At 61.1% G+C, this 440-nt stretch carries 1 pseudogene; it reads left to right on the top strand.

Annotated features, from left to right (window positions below):
- A pseudogene (locus NQ012_RS12910) lies at positions 1 to 440 on the top strand (DNA-directed RNA polymerase subunit beta); the annotation flags it as partial.

The raw sequence follows: 440 nt of genomic DNA, 5'->3' as shown, positions 1-440 counted from the left end.
GGTCAGGCCGAGACGGAAAACCTGATGCCGCACGACCTGATCAACTCGAAGCCGATTTCGTCGGCGATTCGCGAGTTCTTCGGTTCGTCGCAGCTGTCGCAGTTCATGGACCAGACCAACCCGCTGTCGGAAGTCACGCACAAGCGTCGTATTTCGGCACTGGGCCCGGGCGGTCTGACGCGCGAGCGTGCGGGCTTTGAAGTCCGTGACGTGCACCCGACCCACTATGGCCGCGTGTGCCCGATCGAAACGCCGGAAGGTCCGAACATTGGTCTGATCAACTCGCTGGCGCTGTACGCACAGCTGAACGACTACGGCTTCCTCGAAACGCCGTACCGCAAGGTTGAAAACGGCAAGCTGACCGACCAGGTGGATTACCTGTCGGCCATCGAGGAAGGCAAGTACGTGGTGGCGCAGGCCAACGCGACGCTGGACAAAGA

The organism is Neisseria dentiae, assembly GCF_024580525.1.
GTDB lineage: Bacteria > Pseudomonadota > Gammaproteobacteria > Burkholderiales > Neisseriaceae > Neisseria > Neisseria dentiae_A.
Note: the sequence above shows the minus strand (reverse complement) of the source record. Positions and strands in the feature narration are given on the sequence as shown.